The organism is Geminicoccus roseus DSM 18922 (genome assembly GCF_000427665.1).
In the GTDB taxonomy this organism is placed as follows: domain Bacteria; phylum Pseudomonadota; class Alphaproteobacteria; order Geminicoccales; family Geminicoccaceae; genus Geminicoccus; species Geminicoccus roseus.
The window spans coordinates 4,867,514-4,883,625 of the sequence record NZ_KE386572.1 but is presented as its reverse complement, the minus strand read 5'-3'; the positions used below and the strand labels follow the sequence as shown (position 1 = coordinate 4,883,625).

The 16,112-nt window shown below is 66.5% G+C and carries 14 protein-coding genes; 6 read left to right on the top strand and 8 right to left on the bottom strand.

Translation table 11 applies throughout. The features are described from left to right. The first annotated feature begins 9 nt into the window (after positions 1-9). The 6 genes from GEMRO_RS0124045 to GEMRO_RS0124020 all read left to right on the top strand — a co-directional run bounded on the left by GEMRO_RS0124045 (position 10) and on the right by GEMRO_RS0124020 (position 6,047). Positions 10-1,422, top strand: coding sequence for a pyruvate dehydrogenase complex E1 component subunit beta (locus GEMRO_RS0124045; RefSeq protein WP_027136055.1), 1,413 nt, complete (start codon positions 10-12; stop codon positions 1,420-1,422). Between the two features lie 25 nt (positions 1,423-1,447). Continuing rightward, on the top strand, positions 1,448-2,818 hold the full coding sequence (locus tag GEMRO_RS0124040) for a pyruvate dehydrogenase complex dihydrolipoamide acetyltransferase (protein WP_027136054.1): 1,371 nt from the start codon (positions 1,448-1,450) through the stop codon (positions 2,816-2,818). Between the two features lie 38 nt (positions 2,819-2,856). Further along, the gene (gene lpdA / locus GEMRO_RS0124035) at positions 2,857-4,257 is read left to right on the top strand and encodes a dihydrolipoyl dehydrogenase (RefSeq protein ID WP_027136053.1); all 1,401 of its coding nucleotides are present in this window, start codon (positions 2,857-2,859) and stop codon (positions 4,255-4,257) included. A gap of 142 nt (positions 4,258-4,399) precedes the next feature. Next, positions 4,400-4,606, top strand: a complete 207-nt coding sequence (locus tag GEMRO_RS0124030) for a hypothetical protein (protein ID WP_027136052.1) — start codon at positions 4,400-4,402, stop codon at positions 4,604-4,606. Between the two features lie 8 nt (positions 4,607-4,614). After that, positions 4,615-5,553, top strand: a complete 939-nt coding sequence (gene lipA, locus GEMRO_RS0124025; RefSeq protein ID WP_051329423.1) for a lipoyl synthase — start codon at positions 4,615-4,617, stop codon at positions 5,551-5,553. Next, positions 5,553-6,047, top strand: coding sequence for a type II toxin-antitoxin system RatA family toxin (locus GEMRO_RS0124020; RefSeq protein WP_027136050.1), 495 nt, complete (start codon positions 5,553-5,555; stop codon positions 6,045-6,047). Before lipA ends, GEMRO_RS0124020 begins: the two co-directional genes overlap by 1 nt. A gap of 4 nt (positions 6,048-6,051) precedes the next feature. Here GEMRO_RS0124020 and GEMRO_RS0124015 read toward each other — a convergent pair whose 3' ends face one another. The 8 genes from GEMRO_RS0124015 to GEMRO_RS31510 all read right to left on the bottom strand — a co-directional run bounded on the left by GEMRO_RS0124015 (position 6,052) and on the right by GEMRO_RS31510 (position 15,902). Continuing rightward, entirely contained in the window at positions 6,052-6,441 is a 390-nt protein-coding gene (locus GEMRO_RS0124015) for a YHS domain-containing (seleno)protein (protein WP_205625072.1), read from the bottom strand. Between the two features lie 188 nt (positions 6,442-6,629). Further along, complete coding sequence (locus GEMRO_RS31540) at positions 6,630-7,769, bottom strand: calcium-binding protein (RefSeq protein WP_169728445.1); 1,140 nt, start codon at positions 7,767-7,769, stop codon at positions 6,630-6,632. Between the two features lie 499 nt (positions 7,770-8,268). Then, the gene (locus tag GEMRO_RS31535) at positions 8,269-9,411 is read right to left on the bottom strand and encodes a calcium-binding protein (protein WP_051329421.1); all 1,143 of its coding nucleotides are present in this window, start codon (positions 9,409-9,411) and stop codon (positions 8,269-8,271) included. A gap of 85 nt (positions 9,412-9,496) precedes the next feature. Continuing rightward, positions 9,497-10,639, bottom strand: coding sequence for a calcium-binding protein (locus tag GEMRO_RS31530; RefSeq protein WP_035487946.1), 1,143 nt, complete (start codon positions 10,637-10,639; stop codon positions 9,497-9,499). Between the two features lie 262 nt (positions 10,640-10,901). Beyond that, entirely contained in the window at positions 10,902-12,047 is a 1,146-nt protein-coding gene (locus GEMRO_RS31525) for a calcium-binding protein (RefSeq protein ID WP_051329420.1), read from the bottom strand. Between the two features lie 191 nt (positions 12,048-12,238). After that, positions 12,239-13,390 carry a calcium-binding protein gene (locus GEMRO_RS31520; protein ID WP_051329419.1) on the bottom strand — a complete coding sequence of 384 codons (1,152 nt, stop codon included), beginning with the start codon at positions 13,388-13,390 and terminating at the stop codon, positions 12,239-12,241. Positions 13,391-13,616: 226 nt separating this feature from the next. Continuing rightward, the gene (locus GEMRO_RS31515) at positions 13,617-14,537 is read right to left on the bottom strand and encodes a calcium-binding protein (protein ID WP_051329418.1); all 921 of its coding nucleotides are present in this window, start codon (positions 14,535-14,537) and stop codon (positions 13,617-13,619) included. A gap of 228 nt (positions 14,538-14,765) precedes the next feature. Continuing rightward, a complete protein-coding gene (locus GEMRO_RS31510; protein ID WP_051329417.1) occupies positions 14,766-15,902 on the bottom strand; it encodes a calcium-binding protein in 1,137 nt (378 codons plus the stop codon). Positions 15,903-16,112 lie beyond the last annotated feature (210 nt).

Below are 16,112 nucleotides of genomic sequence, written 5' to 3'. Positions count from 1 at the left end.
GGCCTCCTGATGCCGACCGAGATTTTGATGCCGGCCCTCTCGCCGACGATGACCGAGGGCAACCTGGCCCGCTGGCTCAAGAAGGAAGGAGATGCGGTCAAGTCTGGCGACGTGATCGCCGAGATCGAGACCGACAAGGCGACTATGGAGTTCGAGGCCGTCGACGAGGGCGTGCTCGGCAAGATCCTGGTCGCCGAGGGGACCCAGGGCGTCGCCGTCAACGCGCCGATCGCCGTGCTCCTGGAAGAGGGCGAGAGCGCCGACGCCATCAACGACATGCCGGCCAAGGGCGCTGACGCAGCGCCGGTGGGCGAGAAGCCGGCTGCCGAGGCTCCCGCGGCCAAGGGCGAGCAGCAGGCTCCGGCACCCGCCGCCAAGGTTCCCGCCGAGGCGAAGGCCCCGGCCGCTGCCGACCCGGACCTGCCGGCCGGCACGACCTTCGTGAAGCAGACGGTCCGCGAGGCCCTGCGCGACGCGATGGCCGAGGAGATGCGCAAGAACCCAAAGGTGTTCCTGATGGGCGAGGAAGTCGCCCAGTACCAGGGCGCCTACAAGGTCAGCCAGGGCCTGCTCGACGAGTTTGGCGCGAAAAGGGTGATCGACACGCCGATCACCGAGCATGGCTTCGCCGGCCTGGGCGTCGGCGCCGCCATGGCGGGGCTGCGGCCGATCGTGGAGTTCATGACCTGGAACTTCGCCATGCAGGCGATGGACCACATCATCAATTCTGCCAGCAAGACGCTCTACATGGCTGGCGGGCAGATGGGCTGCCCGATCGTGTTCCGCGGCCCCAACGGCGCGGCGGCACGGGTCGGCGCCCAGCACAGCCAGGAATACAGCTCCTGGTATGCGCACTGCCCGGGCATGAAGGTGATCTCGCCCTGGTCGGCGGCCGACGCCAAGGGCCTGCTCAAGGCGGCGATCCGCGACCCGAACCCGGTCGTCTTCCTCGAGAACGAGATGCTGTACGGCCAGACCTTCGAGGTGCCGCAGCTCGACGACTACGTCCTGCCGATCGGCAAGGCCAAGATCCTGCGCGAAGGCACCGACGTCACCATCACCGCCTTCTCGCTGATGATGGGCCATGCGGTGGCCGCGGCGGACGCCCTGGCCGAGATCGGCATCTCCGCCGAGGTCATCGACCTGCGCACCATCCGGCCGCTTGACGTCGAGACCATCGTCGCCTCGGTCAAGAAGACCAACCGGCTGGTCTCGGTCGAGGAAGGCTGGCCGCAGTCCGGCATCGGCTCGGAAATGGCGGCGCTGATGATGGAGCACGCCTTCGACTATCTGGACGCGCCGGTGGTGCGGGTGACCGGCAAGGACGTGCCGATGCCCTATGCAGCCAATCTGGAGAAGATGGCGCTGCCGCAGGTGCAGGACATGGTCGAGGCGGCGAAGGCCGTCTGCTACCGGACTTGAGCGGACGAGCGGGGGAAACAACCAGATGACCATCCAGATCCTGATGCCTGCGCTCTCGCCGACGATGAGCGAAGGCAATCTGGCCCGCTGGCTCGTGAAGGAAGGCGACGCGGTCAAGTCCGGCGACGTCATGTGCGAGATCGAGACCGACAAGGCCACGATGGAGTTCGAGGCGGTCGACGAAGGGGTGATCGGCAAGATCCTGGTCGCCGAGGGCACCCAGGGCGTGGCCGTCAACACCCCGATCGCCGTGCTCCTGGAGGAGGGAGAGGACGCCTCGGCCGCCGAGGGCGCGGCTGCCACCCAGCCGGCCCAGCCGACGCCGGAAGCGCCGCGCGCGGCCGCCGAGGGTCCGGTCGAGGCCGAGCGCATGGCGGCGGCCGGCCCTGCACCCGGCGGCGATGCCAAACCCGCCGGCGTGGCGGGTGCACCGGGTGCCGGCTCCAACACGGGCGCCGCGGCGCCCGCGCAGCCGGCCAAGGCCGATGGCGGACGAGTGTTCGCTTCGCCCCTGGCCAAGCGGATGGCGGCGCTGGCGGGCATCGATCTTGGCTCGATCACCGGCAGCGGCCCGCATGGGCGGATCGTCAAGGCTGATGTGGAGAAGGCTGCGTCCGCGCCCAAGGCGGCTGGCAAGCCGGCCGAGGCCGCCAAGGCCGCGCCAATCGCGGCACCGGCGCCGGTTGCCGGGCCGATCCCGGCTCCCAGTGCGCCGCACAAGGAGATCCAGCTCAACAACATGCGCAAGGTGATCGCCAAGCGGCTCACCGAGAGCAAGACCACCGTCCCGCATTTCTATCTGACGGTCGATGTCGAGCTGGACGAGCTCCTCAAGCTCCGCGCCGAGCTGAACGGCCGGCCCAAGGCCGACTACAAGCTCTCGGTGAACGACTTCGTCATCAAGGCGGTCGCCCAGGGCATGAAGAAGATCCCGGGCGTCAACGCGTCCTGGGGCGGCGACAAGATCTACCAGTTCGAGGACGTCGACGTCTCGGTGGCGGTCGCCATCGATGGCGGGCTGATCACCCCGATCATCCGCCGGGCCGACCAGAAGGGCCTGTCCACCATTTCCGCCGAGATGAAGGACCTGGCCAAGCGCGCCAAGGACGGCAAGCTGAAGCCCGAAGAGTTCCAGGGCGGCGGCTTCTCGATCTCCAATCTCGGCATGTACGGGGTGAAGGACTTCGCCGCCGTGATCAACCCGCCGCAGGCCTGCATCCTCGCGGTCGGCGCCGGCGAGAAGCGGGCCGTGGTCAAGAACGACGCGCTCGCCATCGCCACCGTGATGAGCGTGACGCTGTCCACCGACCACCGCGTGGTCGACGGCGCGCTCGGCGCCGAGTTCCTGCAGGTGTTCAAGAAGACCGTCGAGGATCCGCTCTCGCTGCTGCTGTGATCGGATCTCGGATGTTTTCGGAACGGGAGAATTAGGACGTGGCCAACCACAGTTTCGATCTGGTGGTCGTCGGCGGTGGGCCGGGTGGCTACGTGGCGGCGATTCGGGCAGCACAGCTCGGCATGAAGACCGCGCTGGTCGAGCGCGAGCATCTGGGCGGGATCTGCCTGAACTGGGGCTGCATCCCGACCAAGGCGCTGCTGCGCTCGGCCGAGATCTACGACTACATGGGCCACCCGGAAGCGTTCGGCCTGAACGTGCAGGGTAGGGGCTTCGATGCGGCGGCGGTGGTCAAGCGCAGCCGCGGGGTAGCGGCGCAGCTCTCTGGCGGCGTCAAGCACCTGCTCAAGAAGAACAAGGTCACGGTGTTCGACGGCACCGGCAAGCTTGCCGGCAAGAACACGCTGAAGGTCGAGACCAAGGGCGGCGAGGAGACCATCTCTGCGCCGCACATCATCCTGGCCACCGGTGCGCGGGCCCGGGTCCTGCCGGGCCTGGAGCCGGACGGCAAGCTGGTCTGGACCTACAAGGAAGCAATGGTCCCGCCGGCCATGCCGAAGTCCCTGGTGGTGGTCGGCAGCGGGGCGATCGGCATCGAGTTCGCCTCGTTCTACCGCTCCATGGGCGCCGAGGTGACCGTGGTCGAGGTGCTGGACCGGGTGCTGCCGGTCGAGGACGCCGAGATCTCCGCCTTCGCGCACAAGCAGTTCGAGAAGCGCGGCCTGAAGATCCGGGTCGGCACCAAGGTCGCCAAGCTCGACAAGAAGGCGGACTCGGTCGTCGTCACCCTGGAGATGCCGGGTGGAAAGACCGAGCAGCTCGAGGTGGAGCGGGTGATCTCGGCGGTCGGCATCGTCGGCAACACCGAGCATTGCGGCCTGGAAGGCACCAAGATCAAGGTCGAGCGCTCGCATGTGGTGATCGACGAGTGGTGCCGGACCGACGAGCCCGGCGTCTATGCGATCGGCGATCTGGTCGGTGCTCCCTGGCTTGCGCACAAGGCCAGCCACGAAGGCGTGCTCTGCGTGGAGAAGATCGCCGGGTTCGGCCATCCGCATCCGCTCGACCTGACCAAGATCCCCGGCTGCACCTACTGCAACCCGCAGGTCGCCAGCGTCGGCTACACCGAGGAGGCAGCCAAGAAGGCCGGCTACCAGGTCAAGGTGGGCAAGTTCCCGTTCATCGGCAACGGCAAGGCCATCGCGCTCGGCGAGGCGGAAGGCATGGTCAAGACCGTGTTCGACGCCAAGACCGGCGAGTTCCTGGGGGCCCACCTGATCGGCGCGGAAGTCACCGAGCTGATCCAGGGCTTCGTGATCGCGCGGCAGATGGAGGCGACCGAGGAAGATCTCATGTCGACGATCTTCCCGCATCCGACCCTGTCGGAGATGATGCACGAAGCGACGCTCGCCGCCTATGGCCGCGCCATCCACTTCTGACCGGCTGGCCCGGCTTCCTGAACCAAGCGGGAGGCCGGCGCTCTGGCCGCGGCAGGCTCGGACGGCTGCTTTCCGGACATCGCGGGGGCTGTCATCGTTCGGCCCATGTCCTATATCTGGCAGATACCGGCCGATCGAGGGGATGCTGGCCATCTTGATGTACGTGCAGGACCGCAGGATGGTCCGGGGGCCAGCAAAAGCCTTGACGAAGATCATCGGTGACGACCGATCGGATGGCCGGGACGTCGGGTCGCCTGCAACGACCCATCCGATCTCGGCACCATCGCCCACGGCTATGATCGACGAGAAATTCAAGCTGCCGGCGCGCATTGCCTCGGCGGTGGAGTAGGGGACGCCATGGCCACGGTCACGATCACGCCGCCGCAGTTCCAGCGCAAGCCTGCGTGGATCCGGGTGAAGGCGCCGACATCGGAGACCTTCCACGAGGTCCGCAAGCTGATGCGGACCAAGAAGCTGCACACGGTGTGCGAGGAAGCCGCCTGCCCGAACATCGGGGAGTGCTGGCAGCAGAAGCATGCCACCTTCATGATCCTGGGCGACACCTGCACCCGGGCCTGCGCGTTCTGCAACGTCAAGACCGGCATGCCGGTGGCGGTCGACCCGCATGAGCCGCGCCATGTGGGCGAGGCGGTCCAGGCCATGGGCCTGAAGCATGTGGTGATCACCTCCGTCGACCGCGACGACCTGCCCGATGGCGGGGCCTTCCAGTTCGTCCGGGTGATCGAATCGATCCGGGAGCACTCGCCGGGCACCACCATCGAGATCCTCACCCCCGACTTCCTGCGCAAGCCGGGTGCCATCGAGAAGGTCGTGGCTGCACGGCCGGACGTCTACAACCACAACCTTGAGACCGTGCCGCGGCTCTACCGCACGGTCCGGCCCGGCGCGCGCTACTTCCATTCGCTGCGCCTGCTGCAGAAGGTCAAGGAACTGGATCCCGGCATCTTCACCAAGTCCGGCGTGATGCTGGGCCTGGGTGAGGAGAAGCGCGAGATCCACCAGGTGATGGACGACATGCGCTCCGCCGAGGTCGACTTCATCACGATCGGCCAGTACCTGCAGCCGACCCAGCGGCACCATCAGGTGATCCGGTTCGTGGAACCGAACGAGTTCGAAGCGCATTCCAAGATGGCGCGCGCCAAGGGCTTCCTGATGGTGTCGAGCTCGCCGCTGACCCGGTCCTCGCACCATGCCGGCGACGACTTCGCCCGTCTGAAGGAAGCGCGCGACGCGCAGCTTGCCCGCCATGGACTTCGTCTCGAAGCAGCAGAGTAATGCCGACCCACTCCGAACGCCGCTACCTGCCCTACACGCCCGCCCAGCTCTTCGACATCGTGGCCAGCGTCGACCGCTACCCCGAGTTCCTGCCCTGGTGCTCCGCCGTCCGGGTGACCGACCGCGAGGGGGATGTGTTCTTCGCGGACATGGTGATCAGCTTCAAGGTCTGGCGCGAGAAGTTCACCTCCAAGGTCAGCCTGAACCGTGCCGAGCGTGCCATCCATGTCGAGTACGTGAACGGTCCGTTCAAGTACCTGAACAACCACTGGAAGTTCCTGGATGGTCCCGAAGGGGGCTGCATCATCGACTTTCATGTCGACTTCGAGTTCAAGTCGCGGGTCCTGCAGCAGCTGATCGGCCTGCTGTTCGACGAGGCGGTCCGGCGGATGGTGGGCGCGTTCGAGACGCGGGCGCGCAAGCTGCACGGGGACCGGGGTCCGTCGCGTCCGGTCAACGCCGCTGGCGAGGTGGCGCTGCTGCCGCGGGGCTGACGGTCTAGTCGAGCTGGTCGGCCGGGATCGAGGCGATATCCGGCCATAGCCGGTCGGCCTTCTCGATATACTCCTCCCGGCCCAGTTCCCAGCGCCACCCGATCCACCGGCTGTAGTTCAGGTACAGCTTTCCGTCGACGATCTTCCAGACTTGCGGGTCGCCATGGGCCTTGGCGCCCAGGGCCGCCGCATAGGCGCAGTAGCCGCCATAGCGGGGAAGGTAGCGGTCGGGCTCGGCTGCGAACGCCGCCCGATTCTCCTGGCTGACGAAGCGATAGGTGGCTCCTTGCCGCTGCATCGTGATGGCAGGGTCGCCCTTGGCCGGCTCATCCAAGGTGAAGTAGGCGACGGGGTCGTAGCCCTCCAGCGCCAGGCCGGCGTCGTCGAGGTTCAATCCGGTCTCCGCCGAGGCTCTGCCGGACAAGGCGAGGGCGAGAAGAGGGCTCGCCGCAAGGGCGAGCAGGCTGCGGCGTCCCACGTGCATGGCTGAGGCCTTCCGGGCTGCTGCATCGCTCTACGCACGAGCAGCCCGGCCGGTCACAGTCCAATCGCAAGAAAATCCCGGGCGGCAGGACTCCCGTTTCAGCCGAACCAGCTGGCGTTGGCACCGGTCACGCCGGTCAGGGTCAGCGTGTGGTCCAGGCCCAGATGCAGCACGGTGTCGCCGCCCACCACCTGAGCGTTGGCGATCGCGTCGGCGGCGGTAGCGCCGCCGCGCAGCAGGATCTTGTCGCTGCCGGCCTCGAAGTCGGTGATCACGTCGCGCTCGCCCTGAACGCGCAGCACGACGAACCGGTCGGCGCCGGCCCCGCCGGTCATGGTGTCGTTGCCGCCCTGGCCGAACAGCTCGTCATTGCCTGCCCCGCCATCCAGGATGTCGTTGCCGTCGCCGCCGGTCATCCGGTCGTTGCCGGCCCCGCCGGCCAGCCGGTCGTTGCCGGTCTTGCCGTCGATGGTGTCGTTGCCAGCCCCGCCATCAATCGTGTCGTTGCCCAGGCCGCCGAACAGGCCATCGTCGCCGTCCTCCCCGGCCAGGACGTCGTCGCCGACCGCGCCGAACACGGTATCGGCGCCGTCGCCGCCGAAGATCCGGTCGTCGCCGTTGCCGCCGGTGATGATGTCGTTGCCGCTGTTGACCGGGTCGTTCAGGCCGCCGCCATAGATCAGGTCGTTGCCGTTGCCGCCGTCGATGTTGTCGTTGCCGAGCTCGCCGAAGATCTGGTCATTGCCATCGCCACCCGTCAGTCGATCCGCCCCACCGGCGGTGATCACCGAATCGGAGCGGGTGCGGTCGCCGTGCAGGAAGTCGTTGCCCGCTCCCCCGGCGAGGATGTCCTCGTCGAGCCCGCCATAGAGCCGGTCGTCGCCATTGCCGCCGATCAGCACGTCCCGCCCGGCCTCGCCGAACATCCGGTCCAGGCCTTCGCCGCCGCGCAGGATATCGTCGCCGCCGCCGCCGGCCAGGACGTCGTTGCCATCCTGACCTTCCAGCACGTCCGCGAAGCTGCCTTCGCCACCATAGAGCGTGTCGTTGCCGGCGCCACCCAGAAGGATGTCGGCGCCCTGGCGGCCGTTGAGAATGTCGTTGCCGTCCTCTCCGTAGAGGACATCATTACCAAGCTCGCCATAGATGATGTCGTCGCCGGCGAACCCATGGATCTCGTCGTTTTCCTCCGTGCCGATCAGCTCATCATTTTCCAGGGTACCATTGATGATCGCCATGAAAATGTCCTCGTTCTCTTGAAAATCGTCGCGATTCCACATGCACGAGGGGTCATGCAGACCGAGCGCCACCATCGCCGCAACGCAGGAAGCTGCGTCAGGCCATGGCCGCCGTCGCTGTTCGAGAACGCTACATGACCGATCGAGGCGAAGCCCCACGGGCAGAGCCGGTTGTGACCATTGCCCTCGGGACAGGCACCATTCCATCATCCTGCCGGCCGGTTGGTTCAAGCCCGTGTGTCGGGAAAGGGCAGGGGATCGGCCGGATTGACGTCCCGGCGTATGTACCGGTCTTAACGAAGAGCGCCCAAGCCGCCCTGCACATTCGATGCAAAGATCATCGCCAGGCCGCGCCGGCGGCCGGCTCGGCCGGCCGGGGTGGCCGGTGCGGCGGCATGAGGATGATTAACGGCGACGTGCCCGGTGCGGGACGCCGTGGAGCCCCGGGCCTCTCATGGGAGCGGCCGGGGCTCGCTTGGGCCGGAACGGTCTCGAGCGATCAGGCGAACCAGCTGCCGTCGATCCCGGTAGCGCCGGTGAGGGTCACGACATGGCCGAGGCCGAGGTCCAGCAGGGTGCTTCCACCGGCGACCGAGGCGCCCGCGATGGCATTCTCCGCGGTGTTGCCGAACCCGCGCAGGTCGATCCTGTCGATCCCGGCCTCGAAATCGGTGATGACGTCCCGGTCGCCCTGGTGGCGCAGGATGATGAAGGTGTCGGCGCCGGCGCCGCCGGTCAGGGTGTCGTTGCCGAACTGGCCGTTGATGAGGTCGTCGCCGCTGCCGCCGTCGATCACGTCGTCGCCGTCGCCGCCGGTGATGACGTCGTTGCCGGCACCACCTCCGATCAGGTCGTTGCCCGCACCGCCGTCGAGCAGGTCGGCACCGCCGCCGCCATCGATGATGTCGTCGCCGATGCCGCCATAGATGCGGTCATCGCCATCCGGGCGGTCCGGGTCGTTGTCGCCAAAGATGGTGTCGTTGCCGGAGGCGCCGAACAGCAGGTCATCGTCGGAGCCGCCATAAATGACATCGTCGCCCGCCCCGCCGGTGATGATGTCCCTGCCGGTGAAGCCACCCCAGAGCTCGTCATTACCGTTGCCACCGTCGATATAATCGTCGCCCCACTCGCCATAGACGACGTCGTTGCCGTCGCCGCCATAAAGCCGGTCGTTGCCACCTTCGGAGGGCGACACGTCCCACTCCACGCTTTCACGGTCGCCGCGGATCACGTCGTCACCGCCGCCGCCATAGATGATGTCGTCGCCCTTGCCACCCAGCAGGCGGTCGGCGCCGTCGCCGCCGCTCAGGATGTCGTTGCCGTCGGCACCGAACAGGCGGTCCTGGCCGCCACCCCCGAACAGGATGTCGTCGCCGGTATAGCCATAGAGGACATCGTTGCCGTCCTCGCCATAAAGCCGGTCCGCGCCGCCGGCCCCGTAGAGAGTATCGTTGCCGATACCTCCATAGATGGTGTCGTCACCGGTGCCGCCGTTGATGATGTCGTCGCCTTCGTCACCAAACAGAAGGTCGTCGCCACCCAGGCCGCTGATCCGGTCCGAGCCGGCCAGGCCGTGGATCTGATTGTTCTGGTTGGTTCCTTCGATCTCGTCATCGTCGGCCGTGCCGTAGATCGGCGTCATCAACGTCTCCATCTGGGGCTGGGGAGGACCGCAGGCGGGTGCTGCGGTCCGCATGTCTGGTCGAGCGGAACGGACGGCGGCTGGCTCAGACGAACCAGGTCGTGTCCACGCCGGTGACCCCGGTGAGCATCACGGTGTGGTTGAGGCCAAGATCGAGAACGGTATCCGCGCCAACCACCCTGGCGTTCGCGATCGCGTTGTCGATGGTGTTGCCGCCGCCGCGCAGGTCGATCCGGTCGCTGCCGATCTCGAAGTCGGCAATCACATCCCGGTCGCCCTGATGGCGCAGGATGATGAAGGTATCGGCGCCGGCGCCGCCGGTCATGGTGTCGTTGCCGAACTGGCCGTTGATGAGGTCGTTGCCAGCGCCACCGTCGATCACGTCGTCGCCGTCGCCGCCGGTGATCATGTCGTCCCCGGCGCCACCCATGAGGATGTCGTCGCCGCTCTTGCCGTCCAGGATGTCGTTGCCGCTGCCACCGTCGATGACGTCGTTGCCGAGGCCACCATACAGGCCGTCGTCGCCGTCCTCGCCATAGAGCTTGTCGTCACCCACCGCACCGAACATCAGGTCGTTGCCGTCGCCGCCATGGACCACATCGTCGCCATTGCCGCCGGTGATCGTGTCGTTGCCGGTGTCGGTCATGCCCAGGGCATCGCCGCCATAGATCAGGTCGTTGCCGTTGCCCCCGTCGATGGTGTCGTCGCCGTACTCGCCGAAAATCTGGTCATCGCCGTCGCCCCCAATGATCCGATCGGCGCCGCCGGTCTTGAACATGATGTCGGGCCGATGGCGGTCGCCATGGATGAAGTCGTTGCCAGCACCGCCGGAAATGACGTCGTCGCCCAGGCCGCCAAAGATCTTGTCGTCGCCATTGCCGCCGATCAGGACGTCGTTGCCGTTCTCGCCAAACATCCGGTCGCGGCCATCGCCGCCGCGCAAGATGTCGTTGCCGCTGCCGCCATAGAGCACGTCGTCCCCGGCCTGGCCTTCCAGCACGTCGGCGAACGCGCCGCTGCCACCATACAACGTATCGTTGCCGACGCCGCCGAACAGCACATCGGCTCCTTCGCGGCCATCTAGAATGTCGTCGCCATCCTCCCCATACAAGAAGTCATCGCCAGCCTGACCATAGATGACGTCGTTGCCGCCGAGGCCATGGATCTGGTCGTTTCCAGGCGTACCCAATAGCTCGTCGTTGCCGGGTGTCCCATTGATCAGGGCCATGGCAGTCTCCTTGTCAACTGAACAGGAATCAGGAGGTCTTTGTGCACGCGTTGCCGTTACTCAAAGCCTCTGCTTCTCGATCAATGACATCGGGTCCATGAAAATGTCGACCGCCGGACACCGACAAAGCGGCCGGAAAGTACTTAGCCCACGCAGAGTTGAGGGGCCGTGAGCAGGCCGCCCCGAAACGAGCAGGGCCCCAGCCGCGGTGTGCGGCTGGGGCCCTGTCAGCCATCGACGAAGAGTCGAAAGACCTTCCGGCTCAGCCGAACCAGGTGGTGTCGACGCCGGTGACGCCGGTGAGTGTCACGGTGTGGTTGAGGCCGAGGTTGAGCACGGTGTTGCCCTCGACCACGGTCGCGTTGGCGATGGCGTTCTCCGCGGTGTTGCCGACACCGCGCAGCGCGATCAGGTCGGATCCCACCTCGAAGTCGGTGATGGTGTCGGCCTCGCCCTCGGCGCGCAGGATCACGAAGCTGTCGGCGCCAGCGCCACCGGTCATAGTGTCGTTGCCGCCCTGGCCGATCAGCGTGTCGATGCCGTCGCCGCCGTCCAGGATGTCATTGCCGTCGCCGCCGGTCATCCGGTCGTCGCCGAGCCCGCCCAGCAGGGTGTCGTCGCCCTGCTTGCCGTCCAGCTCGTCGTTGCCTTCGCCGCCATCGACGGTGTCGTTGCCGAGCCCGCCGAACAGGCCGTCATTGCCGGCCTCGCCGTTGAGGATGTCGTCGCCGACCGCACCGAAGAAGCGGTCGTCGCCGTCGCCGGCGTTGATCGTGTCGTTGCCGTTGCCGCCGGTGCCGACATCGTTGCCGGTGTTGACGGAGTTGGTGGGGCTGCCGCCCCAGATGATGTCGTCGCCGTTGCCGCCGTCGATGTTGTCGTCGCCGAACTCGCCGGAGATCTCGTCGTTGCCGTTGCCGGTGAAGATCCGGTCGGCAGCGCCGGAGGTCGATTCGACGTTCACCTGCATCCGGTCGCCCCAGGCGAGGTCGTTGCCGTCGCCGCCGGCGATGATGTCGCTGCCGGTGCCACCATAGAAGCGGTCATCGCCGGCACCGCCGATCAGGACGTCGTTGGCCTCCTGGCCATACAGCCGGTCCAGGCCGTCGCCGCCACGAAGCGTGTCGTTGCCGAAATTGCCGAACAGATTGTCGTTGCCGGCCTGGCCTTCCAGCACGTCGTTGCCGTTCGCGCCAAAGACCGTGTCGTCACCGATGCCACCGAAGATGACATCGTCACCGAGTTCGCCATTGAGAAGATCGTTGCCGTCCTCGCCAAAGACGAAGTCGTTGCCGGCGCCAGCGAGAACAGAGTCATCGCCGCCCAGGCCATGGATTTCGTCGGTGAGGGCCGTGCCGGTGATGGCCGGATTCTGATCGTTGCCTTGGGTGCCGTTGATGAGCGCCATGAGGATTTCCTTGTCGGGACGCCGGAGCTTGGAGTCGAGTTCGTTTCAGTTGCGTGAGTTCATCATTGGTGAGCGGGCACCCCGAAAACGGTGTCCTGCCCGCCACCACGAAGCAATAGCGCCACGTCGATGCCGCGCCCATGGCGATTTCGACGCGGCCAGATCATCGATGCGCGAGCGATGCCCGGCTCTCAGCCGAACCAGGTCGCATCCACGCCGGTGACGCCGGTGAGCGTCACGGTGTGGTTCATGCCGAGGTTCAAAATGGTGTTGCCGTCGACGGTCTGCGCATTGGCCAGCGCGTTGTCGACGGTGTTCTGGTAGCCGCGCAGGGAGATCTTGTCCGAGCCGACCTCAAAATCGGTGATGATGTCCTGGTCGCCCTCGGCACGGAGGACCACGAAGAGGTCGGCGCCGTCACCGCCGGTCATGGTATCGTTGCCGAACTGGCCGTTGATCTCGTCATCGCCGCGGCCGCCATCCAGCAGGTCGTTGCCGGTCCCGCCGGTGAGCTTGTCGTTGCCGGTGCCGCCTTCCAGCAGGTCGTCGCCGGCCTTGCCATCCAGGATGTCGTTGCCGCCGCCGGCGAACAGCTGATCGTTGCCCAGGCCGCCATAGAGGCCGTCGTCGCCGTCCGGCCGGTTGGGATCGCCGTCGCCGTTGATGATGTCGTCGCCGTTCGCGCCGAACAGGATGTCGTCGTAGGAACCGCCGTTCACCACATCGTCGCCGGCACCGCCGGTGATGATGTCGTTGCCGGTGAACCCGCCCCAGAGCTCGTCATTGCCCTCGCCGCCGTCGACATAATCGTCATCCCACTCGGCAAAGATCAGGTCGTCGCCATTGCCGCCGTAGAGCTTGTCCTTGCCCCCCTGCGAGGCGATGATGTCATAGCCCGGATCCTCGCGGTCGCCGCGGATGTCGTCGTTGCCGTCGCCGCCATAGACGATGTCGTCGCCGGCGCCCGGCAGGAAGCGGTCGTTGCCCTCGTTGCCCAGCATGATGTCGTTGCCGTCCTGGCCGAACAGCCGGTCGTCGCCGGTGCCGCCGCGCAGGAAGTCGTCGCCGGTATAGCCGTACAGATTGTCGCGGCCGTCACCCCCGTCGAGCAGATCGGCGCCACCAGCACCATACAGCGTGTCGTTGCCGAGGCCGCCGTAGACGATGTCGTCGCCGGTATCGCCGTTGATGATGTCGTCGCCTTCCTCGCCCAGGAGGAAGTCGTTGCCGCCCCTGCCGCTGATGCGGTCGTCACCGGTCAGGCCATGGATCTCGTCTGCCTGGTTGGTGCCGGCCAGAGCCGGATCCAGGTCGTCGCCAAGGGAGCCGTTGATGAGCGCCATGAAGGGGTACCTGTTCGTCTGGTCGTGAGGCGTTCGGATCTACACCAGCAGCCTGGTGCTCTGGTGCGTTCCAGGACCGGGTGGTCTTTGCTGGATACGTAGCGCAGGTACGGGCCGGATTCGATGATGGACGCAGGGAGCGGTGACATGTTTCAGGAACGCCGCCCTCTCTGTTGCCGCCATGCCGCAGCCGCCGGCGCCAGAGAGGCGGTCCGTCCCCGCCAGCTCAAACGAACCAGCTGGCATCCACCCCGGTGGCTCCGGTCAGCGTCAACAGGTGGCTTTCCCCGAGCGTCAGAACGGTAGAGCCGTCTACAACCTGGGCGCTTGCGATCGCCGCATCGGCGGTGTTGCCGGCCCCGCGCAGGTCGAGCTTGTCGATGCCTGCCTGGAAGTCGGTGATCGTGTCGGATTCGCCGTCCACCCGCAGGATCACGAAGGTGTCGGCACCGTCGCCGCCGGTCATGATGTCGTTGCCGAACTGGCCGTTCAGCTCGTCGTCGCCTTCGCCACCGTCGAGCACGTCGTCGCCGTTGCCGCCGGTGAGGATGTCGTTGCCGGCTCCGCTGGAGAGCTTGTCGTTGCCCGACCCGCCATCCAGCAGGTCGTTGCCCTCGGCTGCCTCGATCACGTCGTCGCCGATGCCGCCATAGAGGCGGTTGTCGCCATCGGTGGTCCAGGGATCGCCATCGCCGTTGATGTAGTCGTTTCCGGCCGCGCCGAAGATCAGGTCGGTGCCCCGGTAGCCGAAGATCTCGTCGTCGCCGTCACCGCCGGTGATGATGTCATCGCCGGTGAAGCCGCCATGGATGATGTCGTTGCCGGCTCCGCCATCGATATAGTCGTCGCCATACTCGCCATAGACCTGGTCGTCGCCGTTGCCCGCGTAGACCCGGTCGGCAGCACCTTCGGTCGGCACCACCAGCACCTCTTCCCGATCGGTGAAGATGATGTCGTTGCCTTCGCCGCCCCAGAGGATGTCGGAGCCGCCGCCGCCGTAGATCCGGTCGGCACCATCGCCACCGATCACGAAGTCATCGCCCAGCCGCGAGAAGATCCGGTCCAGTTCTCCGAAGCCGCGGATGACGTCGTCACCGGAGGTGCCGTAGAGATTGTCTCTGCCCTCGGTACCGTTGATGATCGCCATGGGATTCTCCTCGTCGCTTCTCTTGGGGCGTGCCGCCGGCTCGATTTCGGGGGTTCCCGTAGGGTCGGGCCTGCGGCGATCCTGGCCCGTCCGTCATCCGGATATCGATCTGCCTCTCGCCTGCCGGAACAGTCGAGATTACGGCGGTCCATCACCGGTCATGAAGAAGCCCCGGCGGTCCAGGGACGACCGAGGCTCTCCATCACATCGGCGTTGGACGCTTCCGGCTCAGCCGAACCAGCTCGTGTCCACGCCGGTGACGCCGGTGAGCGTCACGGTGTGGTTGAGGCCGAGATTGAGCACGGTGCTGCCCTCGACCACGGTCGCGTTGGCGATGGCGTTCTCCACGGTGTTGCCGGCCCCGCGCAGCGCGATCAGGTCGGATCCCACCTCGAAGTCGGTGATGGTGTCGGCCTCGCCCTCGGCGCGCAGCACCACGAAGCTGTCGGCGCCAGCGCCACCGGTCATGGTGTCGTTGCCGCCCTGGCCGATCAGCGTGTCGATGCCGTCGCCGCCGTCCAGGATGTCGTTGCCGTCGCCGCCGGTCATCCGGTCGTCGCCGAGCCCGCCCAGCAGGGTGTCGTCGCCCTGCTTGCCGTCCAGCTCGTCGTTGCCTTCGCCGCCATCGACGGTGTCGTTGCCGAGCCCGCCGAACAGGCCGTCATTGCCGGCCTCGCCGTTGAGGATGTCGTCGCCGACCGCACCGAAGAAGCGGTCGTCGCCGTCGCCGGCAAAGATCGTGTCGTTGCCGTCGCCGCCGGTGCCGACATCGTTGCCGGTGTTCTCCACGATCTCGACGCTGCCGCCATAGATCAGGTCGTCACCATTGCCGCCGTCGATGTTGTCGTCGCCGAACTCGCCATAGATCTCGTCGTTGCCATTGCCGGTGAAGATCCGGTCGGCGGCACCCACGGTGGGCGTGACGTTGGCGATGACCCGGTCGCCATGGGCAATGTCGTTGCCGTCGCCGCCCGCCATGATGTCGCTGCCATTGCCGCCATAGAAGCGGTCGTCGCCAAGGCCGCCGATGATCACATCGTTGCCGTCCTGGCCGAACATGCGGTCGCGGCCGTCGCCGCCGCGGATCGTGTCGTCGCCGTTGTTGCCGTACAGGTCATCATCGCCGGCCTGGCCCTCCAGCACGTCGTTGCCCGCCGCGCCGAAGGCCGTATCGTTGCCGATACCGCCGAAGATGACGTCGTTGCCGCCCTCGCCATTGAGCTGGTCGTTGCCGTCCTCGCCGAAGACGAAGTCATTGCCGGCCCCGGCGGCAATGCCGTCGTTGCCGCCCAGGCCATGGATCTCGTCGTTCTCAGGCGTGCCGACCAGGTTGTCGTCGCCCTGCGTGCCGTTGATAAGGGCCATGAATGCTTCCTCTTCTACTTAGCAGCCTGTTGTTCGTTCTGGTCCAGGACCTTGTGGTGACGTGAGCCAATATGGAAGGGCTCCTGGCTCATGTCGATCAACCAGTGGTTCTGCGCCTGCAGGCACGGAGGTCCGTTTCTCAACCGTGCCGCTCCGGACCGACTCATGAAGCGAGCCCTAGCTGTTTTGAACCCGCCCGTCATGCGGCCG

Coding starts and splice junctions, on each gene's coding strand:
- GEMRO_RS0124045 (WP_027136055.1), top strand. CDS start 10: ATGCCGACCGAGATTTTGATGCCGGCCCTCTCGCCGACGATGACCGAG.
- GEMRO_RS0124040 (WP_027136054.1), top strand. CDS start 1,448: ATGACCATCCAGATCCTGATGCCTGCGCTCTCGCCGACGATGAGCGAA.
- GEMRO_RS0124030 (WP_027136052.1), top strand. CDS start 4,400: ATGCTGGCCATCTTGATGTACGTGCAGGACCGCAGGATGGTCCGGGGG.
- lipA (WP_051329423.1), top strand. CDS start 4,615: ATGGCCACGGTCACGATCACGCCGCCGCAGTTCCAGCGCAAGCCTGCG.
- GEMRO_RS0124020 (WP_027136050.1), top strand. CDS start 5,553: ATGCCGACCCACTCCGAACGCCGCTACCTGCCCTACACGCCCGCCCAG.
- GEMRO_RS31540 (WP_169728445.1), bottom strand. CDS start 7,769: ATGGCGATCATCAATGGTACCCTGGAAAATGATGAGCTGATCGGCACG.
- GEMRO_RS31535 (WP_051329421.1), bottom strand. CDS start 9,411: ATGACGCCGATCTACGGCACGGCCGACGATGACGAGATCGAAGGAACC.
- GEMRO_RS31530 (WP_035487946.1), bottom strand. CDS start 10,639: ATGGCCCTGATCAATGGGACACCCGGCAACGACGAGCTATTGGGTACG.
- GEMRO_RS31525 (WP_051329420.1), bottom strand. CDS start 12,047: ATGGCGCTCATCAACGGCACCCAAGGCAACGATCAGAATCCGGCCATC.
- GEMRO_RS31520 (WP_051329419.1), bottom strand. CDS start 13,390: ATGGCGCTCATCAACGGCTCCCTTGGCGACGACCTGGATCCGGCTCTG.
- GEMRO_RS31515 (WP_051329418.1), bottom strand. CDS start 14,537: ATGGCGATCATCAACGGTACCGAGGGCAGAGACAATCTCTACGGCACC.
- GEMRO_RS31510 (WP_051329417.1), bottom strand. CDS start 15,902: ATGGCCCTTATCAACGGCACGCAGGGCGACGACAACCTGGTCGGCACG.